This is a genomic window from Slackia sp., from assembly GCF_977041755.1.
The window spans coordinates 1-8446 of record NZ_CDRRGL010000085.1 but is presented as its reverse complement, the minus strand read 5'-3'; the positions used below and the strand labels follow the sequence as shown (position 1 = coordinate 8446).

General features: G+C 60.1%; 7 protein-coding genes. All 7 read right to left on the bottom strand.

Translation table 11 applies throughout. The features are described 5' to 3' along the window. Window positions 1–866, bottom strand: an 866-nt coding sequence (locus tag ACWI8T_RS06875) for a class I tRNA ligase family protein (RefSeq protein ID WP_449138407.1), incomplete at its 3' end; no start/stop codon positions are given. Between the two features lie 395 nt (window positions 867–1261). Next, window positions 1262–3223, bottom strand: coding sequence for a molecular chaperone TorD family protein (locus ACWI8T_RS06870; protein ID WP_449138406.1), 1962 nt, complete (start codon window positions 3221–3223; stop codon window positions 1262–1264). 207 nt (window positions 3224–3430) lie between these two features. Further along, window positions 3431–3847 carry a DUF4405 domain-containing protein gene (locus tag ACWI8T_RS06865; RefSeq protein WP_449138405.1) on the bottom strand — a complete coding sequence of 139 codons (417 nt, stop codon included), beginning with the start codon at window positions 3845–3847 and terminating at the stop codon, window positions 3431–3433. Between the two features lie 3 nt (window positions 3848–3850). Then, window positions 3851–4213: a hypothetical protein gene (locus ACWI8T_RS06860; RefSeq protein WP_449138404.1), complete on the bottom strand. Its 363-nt coding sequence runs from the start codon at window positions 4211–4213 to the stop codon at window positions 3851–3853. Window positions 4214–4293: 80 nt separating this feature from the next. Continuing rightward, on the bottom strand, window positions 4294–5535 hold the full coding sequence (gene nrfD / locus ACWI8T_RS06855) for an NrfD/PsrC family molybdoenzyme membrane anchor subunit (RefSeq protein WP_449138403.1): 1242 nt from the start codon (window positions 5533–5535) through the stop codon (window positions 4294–4296). 14 nt (window positions 5536–5549) lie between these two features. Beyond that, the gene (locus ACWI8T_RS06850; protein ID WP_449138402.1) at window positions 5550–6173 is read right to left on the bottom strand and encodes a 4Fe-4S dicluster domain-containing protein; all 624 of its coding nucleotides are present in this window, start codon (window positions 6171–6173) and stop codon (window positions 5550–5552) included. Further along, the coding region (locus tag ACWI8T_RS06845; protein ID WP_449138401.1) for a molybdopterin-containing oxidoreductase family protein at window positions 6173–8446 on the bottom strand (2274 nt) is incomplete at its 5' end. The genes ACWI8T_RS06845 and ACWI8T_RS06850, both read right to left, overlap by 1 nt.

Below are 8446 nucleotides of genomic sequence, written 5' to 3'. Positions count from 1 at the left end.
ATGAGCATGGCCGGCCAAATGACGCAGTGGAAGCGGATGATGTCCTTGCCCACAATGTGGTACTGAGCGGGCCAACGGAAGGCAAACTCTGCTTTGGAAGCATCGTCGTCAAGGCCATAACCCACAGCCGTCATGTAGTTCAGCAGCGCGTCGAACCACACATAGGTCACATGGCCGTCGTCGAACGGCACGGGAACGCCCCAATCGAAGCTCGTGCGGCTCACGGAAAGGTCGTTCAGACCGCCTTCGACGAAGCTGCGCACCTCATTCATGCGGAAATCGGGCTGCACGAATTCGGGATGCTCGTCGTAGAGCGCGAGCAGCTTGTCCTGGAACGCGGAGAGCTTGAAGAAGTACGACTCTTCCTGCACGCGCTCGAGCGGACGATGGCAGTCGGGGCACAGGTGCTGGCCAACCGAACCGTATTCCTCGTCGCCCTTCTTCACTTGGTTGTCGGTGTAATAGGTCTCGTCGGGTACGCAGTACCAGCCATCGTAGCTGCCCTTGTACAGGTAGCCCGATTCCTGCATGCGCTCCCAGAGGTACTGAACCGCATGGTGCTGGCGCGGCTCGGTCGTGCGAATGAAGTCGTCGTTGGAAATCTCGAGCGTCTTCCACAAATTCTGGAACAGAGGAGCCTGGCTGTCGCACCACGCCTGAGGCGAATCGAAGCCGTGCTGCTCGGCGGCCTCGGCGACCTTTTCGCCATGCTCATCCATGCCGGTGAGGAATTTGACGTCGTAGCCCATCGCGCGACGGTAGCGAGCCTGAACGTCGGCCAAGATGGTCGAATACGCGGTTCCCAAATGGGGCGCCGCGTTTACGTAATAAATGGGCGTGGTAATAAAGAATGACGGCTTGGACATGCATGCTCCTTCTCGCCCGCGCGACCAATGACGCCGCCGAGCCTTGGGGTTTTTCAAACTTTTGTATTGTAGCGCACCCGTGCGCAGGCCATAAGAAGCACGGAGACATTTTTGCGACGACTTTAAAGAAACGCCGAAGGGCTTCGCCGGGCTATGAGAAAACACATTCGGCCCGCGCGAAAACCTCTTGCGCACGAAAACGCACGAAGTGCGTACCCTTGAAGGTAATTGCCGCTGCGTCATTTGCGTAATGCCTGGTCGCACATTCACAAAAACGTCGATGCTGCCGCACTTTCGAATTTAGGCTACGCACTTCGCGCGTTTTCGTGCAAGGTGCCTTCCCTATCGCCGAATCGCGACGCACGAACCGGGCTTCAGGCCCGTTTCAACATGGTTTAAGAAATCGCCGCAAGATACATCGCGGCCGCGCGATAGAAGGGATGCGTGGCCGCAGAGGCGAGGCCATCGGCAAATTCCTTGAACCAGACGCCAGCGTGCTCGTCGACGAATTGCCCATAGGCGGCTTCGGCCGATCCGCCCGGCAATTCCCACACCTCATCGGCCGCTTCGGCGCCGCCCGCAACAGAGAACGCCAAGTGCTCAAGAAGCTCGCATTCGGTTGCCACATGGTCGAGCGGCTCGTTGGTTCCTTGCGGGCGAGAAAGGCCGCACGATTTGCAGAACCGCTCAACTTCCATCGCGTATCGGTTCACAAAGAGCAGAGGCTGAGCGCCCGTGCACAACGAACGTCGCACGCCTTCATAGGGGCTGCACGCCGCATGGGGAGCTCCAATGAAAAGGCGCGTCGCCTCCGTCTTCAGACGCTCCAATCCACCCTCTTGTTCGAGAGATTCGCGCGCCAATGACGCCTCGACATCGAAGGACGACGGCAAATCGACGCCCAAGCTTGCCGTGATCTCTCGCGCCGCATCGGCCCATTCGCCGCTCGCAACAGCATCGGCCAAAGTCGTGGTGGGGTATTTCAAGCTCAACGCCGCAAGCTCCCAAGCCGATGCTTTAACGGCCCATTGCGCCTTGTCGTGCGCCAAATCGTTCATAACACGCTCCAATTTCACTTCTCGCAACACGATTCCATCGTCTCGCTGTTCCACCACGTTATACGAAAGCGCCACGCACACGGGCAACGAGCGCATCCGTTCGAGACAGCTCGGATGCATGAGCAGGCATTCGCCCTCACGCTCGCAAAGCCCTTCCTCGCCTGCCGATTCGAGCGCACGATGCACGATTTCGATATCGCCATCGAATACCTTGAGAGTTTTGAAGAAGAAATCGCCTTCGTCTTGGACATACAGCGCCTCGTTCGGACGGAAAGCGCGATTCTGCGTTATCACCTGATCGCGATTCTTGTTTTCGAGCGAGCAATAGTGCACTCCAAGACCCAGCCCTTTTCGCATGGCGAATTGCATAAGCTCAAGAGCCAAGGCTTCGCTTTCATCGATGGGCAAACCACCCGCATAGTCCCAGTTGTACACAACGGGATACGGAGGATTTTTCGCTTTGAAGCCCCTTCGGGAGAACTCGCCCCAATCGTTGAACGGGTATCCAAATTCCAACAGATTGATACCCCATGCGCCCACTGCGTCAAGCTCGCAAAGCAGCAGCTCCATGGCCGCTTTCGTGCCGGGAATGACCGGCATCTCGACCATCGCGTGCGGAATGAAACGTTTCACGAGCGCCGTTTTTCGCACCGCGTCGTCTATCGTCGCACGCGATTCTTCAGGAGCGTCGGCGGCATCGAGCTTCACGCTCAGACGCAGCTCCGAAAGGCCCGCATCGCGCAAACGTTCGAGCATGTCTTCCGTAAGGAAATCACCCGCCGTATAAAGGCGAATATGGGCTTGAGGGGCACGATGATGTACATACGAGAGGAATTCAACCGCCTGCTGCGCATGGAGAAGCGGCTCGCCACCGGTAAGCCCGATATGCGTCGCGTTTTCAGCGCCGCCAATCGAATCGAAATACGCATCGACCTCAGCCCGCCAATGTTCATTCATGCGGCGAAGGTGCTCGCTTCCTGTCTGGTTCGAGTTGAAGCAGAAATAGCACGAACGATTGCACGCAAGCGAGAGAAAGAACGTTTTCGAGCCGCAGTCGCCCGTACAAGCAACGCACGCACTCGAAAGCGCGCCCGAGCATATGCTCGCTCCGGCATTGCGCACGCGCGCCCCGCTCGACGCCAACTCGGCGCGAAGGCGGGCAACCCGCGCATCGCACGCATGCGGCTCTGCGAATTCGATTCCCAAATCGCGCAGGTGCTGGATATAGTCATTTTCGATTTCGTCGTATTCAGCGAGCCACGCAGCAAGCGTTGGACGAGTTGCAAGCGCGTCATCCATAAGAACCTCTCGAACCTAGGGAAAGCGCCAAAATACCGGCGCATGCGACAAAATGGGCAAGGCGCACCGACGTTTTCCTGGAAAGCAAAGACCGCCCACCGCTTAGGCAATTGTACGCGCATGGCCGCAAGCGCAACACGAGGCGCCTTTATCGAGACTCGTTTCGTTTGACGTCACGCGCGGCGGCGCCCCTGGATTGCCGCGCCTTCAGGAAACCGCGAGTTTCCCCGCATGGCTCACCGCGTGCACCAACACAAGCGCGAGCAGCACCTTCGCGGAGGCCGCGTGCAGCGGGTCCCACACGAAATACCCCGGCGCAAACAGCCCGAACGCCGGCAGCACCGTGGCGCTGACGAGCGCGCCCGACACCGCGCACACGGCGAGGGCCAAAAACAGCGCCGCGTCGAGCGCGGCGCGGACCAGGGCGATAAGCGAGCGGCCGGCAGCCGCCCGGCAAAGGCCCGCGAGCGCGTCGAAGCTCGCGGCCAGGTGCGCGAGCAGCGCGGCGAGCGCGGCGACGCCCAGCCATTCGTGCGCGGCGACGCCCGTGAGCTGGGGCAAAACCGCCGCCGCGAAAAGCGCCGCGGCCGTGGCGTCGAGCGCGGCCTTCCGTTTCTTCGGCATTCCCTACCCCATTCTCTTCAGCAGCAGCACGAGCCCGCCGAAAAAGACCACCGGGCCCAAAACCCACAGGTTCAGGCTCGCGTCCGACGCGCTCCGGTAGCCGCCGCCCACGAGCGTCTCCCACGCGTGGCACTCGACCGACGCGCAAGTCGACTCGGGGCACGACATCTCGTGCACGCCGTCGGGGGCGGGAACGCTCGCGTAGTCGTGACACTCCCCGCTCGCGCACCCAGTCGCAGGGCACGGCGAATCGGCGGAAATCGCGCGCGGCACGCCGACGTCTTCCGAAGAAACGCCCGCCGCGACGAAAACGCACGCCGACGCCAACGCGAACGCGAAGACAACGCACTGCAGCTTTTTCACCATGGCGGGCCTTTCTTGGAAAAGAGGCCGGACGCGGCTGGTTCGGGGAGGGGCCGCGTCCGGCTTGAAAGAAAAGAGAAGCGCTATTCGCCGCTCTCGGCAGGCTTCAAGGGCAGGTACTTCAGGCCCAGCAGCAGGAACAGGACGCACATGGCGAGCACGCCGAGCGTGACGCCGAATTCGATCGGCTGCGGAGCATAGACCATGCCCTGGTAGGCGCCCGCCATGCCGTTCTGCCACGAGGTGACCGTCATGGAAGTCATGGGGCCGTCATAAGGCAGGTTCGGAATCTGGAAGCCGCCCACGAGAATCTGCAGGCGCTTGCAGAACACGCCGAGGATCGCGAGGACAGAAGCCACGACGACGCCAGGGGTCGTGCGCAGCTTCGGCACGACGAGGATGGCGACCGAGACGGCCATGAGCGCGACCTGCGTCCAGAAGACGGGCGCGAGCGCGCCGGAGGTGAGCATCGCCACGACTTCGGCGCCCTCGCCGCCGAAGTACCCGCTCGTGAGCAGGTCGCAGGCGTAGAAGTACAAATCGACGAGCACGAACACGGCGAGCATCTTGGAGAGGTTGGTCACGTGCTTCTGGCCGAGGGCGAGATAGCCCGCGCGGCGCAGCGCCAGGCACACGATGAGCACGAGCGCGGTGCCGCAGTCAAGCGCGGACGCCACGAACCACGGGCCCATGAGCGCGGTGTGCCAGAACTCGTGCGCCGGGGCGAGGCTGAAGATCCACGCGGTGACGTTGTGCACAAGGATGGCCACGATGAGCGCGACCACGCTGATGGCGCGAATCGCGGTGTGCGACATGCGGCCGGCCTCGGCGCGCAGGTACGCCCACAAATAGATCACCGACAGGACGAGGTATGTGCCGAGCACCAGGATGTCCCACATCAGGGGGCTCGAGAAGTTCGAGTACACGAACAGCTCCCACAGGCGGGCCGGGCCGCCGAGGTCGACCACGACGAAGCCGATGGCCGCGCAGGTGCAGCACACGCTCGTCCAGATGGCCACCTTGGAGATGCCGCCGAAGCCCTTCATGCCGAAGGCGTTGGGCACCGACGAGATGATCAGGCCGCCAGCCGACAGGCCGACGAAGAACATGAAATTCGTGATGTAGAGGCCCCAGGAGTCGAGGTTGCGCATGCCGGTCTGCACCATGCCGCCCGAAAGCTGCATGGCCCAGCACGCGATGCCGGCGACGGTGAGCACAGCCGCCACGATGATGGCGACATTCAGGCCCTTGCCGCCCCAGGTCTCACGCTTCTGTTTGGGAGAAGCGTCTTTCACGGCGGTTGCCGCTTTTTCATTTTCAGTCATGAGCGCATCCTCCCTTAAACCAAATAATAGGTAGAAGGCTTCGTGCCCTTTTCAGGCAGAAGCTGCATATACTCGCGCTCGCGAAGGAGCTTCGATACGTCAGAATCGGGATCGTCCAAATCGCCCCAGAAACGCGCGCGTGCAGGGCACAAATCCATGCAGGCAGGCACTTCGCCGCGAGCTTGGCGCTGATAGCAGAACGTGCATTTTTCCACCGTATGCTTCTGGTGCGCAGGAGCGTCGACGTCGCCAACGGCGAAATCCATCGGGTACGCAGGCTCTTGCCAATTGAAGGAGCGAACACCCGTATAAGGGCAGGCCGCGATGCACATGCGGCAGCCGATGCACTTGTCGTAATCTTGGCGAACGATGCCCGTTTCGAGGTCTTTATACGTTGCGCCAACGGGGCACACCTTCGTGCATGCGGGATTTTCGCAATGCTGGCAGCCCACGGTGATGTAGCGCATCTGTACGTTGGGGAACGTGCCCTTCGGGGTGTCGGGCGCGTCGCCGCCATCGGTCAAAGCGCGCGTCCAGAAAATGCCTTCGGGCACGTTATTGGCGATTTTGCACGCCGTGGTGCACGCATTGCAGCCCACGCAACGCTTGGTGTCAATCACCATTCCGTAGTGAGCCATTAGCGCTCACCCCCTTCGTATTTCTCAACTTCGCACAGGAAGTCATAGAACGAGCTGTTCGAGCAGAAATCGTTCATCACGATATTCGTGAGGTCTTGCGTATGGCCTTCAACGAACTGATCGGCCTGGAAGCCATGAGGAATGGAAACGACGCCAGGCTTGATACCCTCGGTCACCACGGCCTTGAGCACTGCATAGCCGCGATCATTGAACACGCGAACGTAATCGCCCTGCGAGATGCCGCGTTCGGCAGCGTCGCTTGCGTTGACTTTCAGCGTGGGCTCGGGCTCGATCTCGCGCAGCACCGGCGTATAGGCGCACTGCGAATGCACGTGATACTTGTTATGCTGGCTGCAGCCCATGAGCGGATATTTCTCGCGCAGCGGGTTTTCCCAATACGACTCGTTGGCGTGCTCGTAATACGGCAGGCGCTCGTAGTCGTGCACCTCTTGGCCAAAGTTATTGCGCGGCGCAGGCTTTTCAATGTAGTACTCCAAGCGCTGCGATGCGGTGCCCTTGAAGGTGTCGACCAGGCTCGCGGGCGTATGCGTGTAGTTGCGACCCACTTTTCCATCCTGGAATGCGTCGTAACCGCCGCCGAACTTCAAATTGGCTTCAGAGTCCATGGCCGCGCGCATAAGCTCTTCAGTCGAAGCCCCGTCGCCATAGATCTTGGACATGCCCATCTTCTCGGCGATGAGCTGCAGAATCTCGAGGTCGGTCTTGCATTCGTACAGCGGGTCGATCGCCTTGTGGTAATACGTCGGATACGGCGTCGGGCACACCGGGTCGAAATCTTCCGTTTCATACGCATGGGGAATGGGCAGCACGATATCGGCCCATTGGGCAGAATCAGTCATATTCACATCGGCGCACACCACGAAATCGACCTTTTTAACAGCCTCAATGAGCTCTTGACGGCCCGATTCGCACGAAAGCATATTGCCATTGGCCATCCACAGAACGCGAATGTCGACGTCTTTCCGGCCCCACTTCTTTTCTTCCATCAATTTAGGAAGATACATGCCCGTGCTATTGATGCCCGGGCCCAGGCCCATGAAATACGCCTTCGCATTGAACGGGTACATGCCCGATCCGCGCGTCATCATGGCGCCAGGCTTGCCCGCATTTCCGGTGAGAGCCGCAATATAGGCAAGGTTCTTGTAATTGTGGTGGGAGTTCACATGGTGGCCAAGACCCTGGAACGTAAGCACGGCAACGGGGCCCTCGGTCGCATAGATGCGAGCCAGGTTTTCGATCGTTTCGGCGGGAATATCGCAAATCTCAGAGGCCTTTTCGACCGTATATTCCTTCGTGGAATCCTTCGTTTTCTGGAAAACCGTGGTAAGCGTCTGGCCTTGGTAGTCAAACGTTCCCTCGAGCGCAGGATCGGTCGCGCTTGCCGCAGCGACCGGCGCACCGGTGGCGTTATCCCACACGACATTCGGATTGATAACGGTCGGCTTGCCCGTCGTGGGGCTCACGGGGCCCTCCGTGGGCTCGACGCCCATGTCGCTCATGCGGAAATACGTGCCATCTTCCTTGATAAGGAAGGGGGAAACCGTCTTCGCCTTCATGAAGTCGGTGTCCATGAGCTCGTTGTCGATAATGTAGTTTGCCATGCCCAGCATAAGCGCGCCGTCGGTTGCGGGGCGAATGGGGACATAGATATCGGAATGCGCGGCGCTTGCCGTAAACTGCGGGTCGATGGTGATGAGCTTCGCGCCGTTCTCGCGCGCGTCGCATACATAATGCCAATCGTGGATATACGCCTCAGCGGGATTTCCGCCCCACGCCATAATGGTTTTTGCATTGGCGATGTCGGCAGTGTCGTTGCCGGAAATGCCAAGCAGTGTCGACTGCTCATAAATCTGAGCGTAGTCGGCACCGGCGCCAAGCACCGTCGCGCCCAAAGCGGTAATCATGCGACCATAGCCAACCGACATATAACCAGCCATCTGGCCATTCAGAACGCCATAGCTGCCATAGGAAGACCAGAACGCGATAGACGTTCCGCCAGCCTCCTGCACGGCGGCACCCATTTTTCCGACGATGGTGTCAATCGCCTCGTCCCAGCTAATGCGCTCCCATTGGCCTTCGCCACGCTCGCCCGTTCGTTTCATGGGATACTTCAAGCGATCTGGATCGTAGACGCGCTGGGGCTGCGTGTAGCCCTTTACGCAAAAACGACGACGCGGCGCATCGTCGCCCGGCAATTCCGCCGCAGCAACGCGCACGACCTTGCCATCTCGCACAACGACATTCGTGGGGCA

Coding starts and splice junctions, on each gene's coding strand:
- ACWI8T_RS06870 (WP_449138406.1), bottom strand. CDS start 3,223: ATGGATGACGCGCTTGCAACTCGTCCAACGCTTGCTGCGTGGCTCGCT.
- ACWI8T_RS06865 (WP_449138405.1), bottom strand. CDS start 3,847: ATGCCGAAGAAACGGAAGGCCGCGCTCGACGCCACGGCCGCGGCGCTT.
- ACWI8T_RS06860 (WP_449138404.1), bottom strand. CDS start 4,213: ATGGTGAAAAAGCTGCAGTGCGTTGTCTTCGCGTTCGCGTTGGCGTCG.
- nrfD (WP_449138403.1), bottom strand. CDS start 5,535: ATGACTGAAAATGAAAAAGCGGCAACCGCCGTGAAAGACGCTTCTCCC.
- ACWI8T_RS06850 (WP_449138402.1), bottom strand. CDS start 6,173: ATGGCTCACTACGGAATGGTGATTGACACCAAGCGTTGCGTGGGCTGC.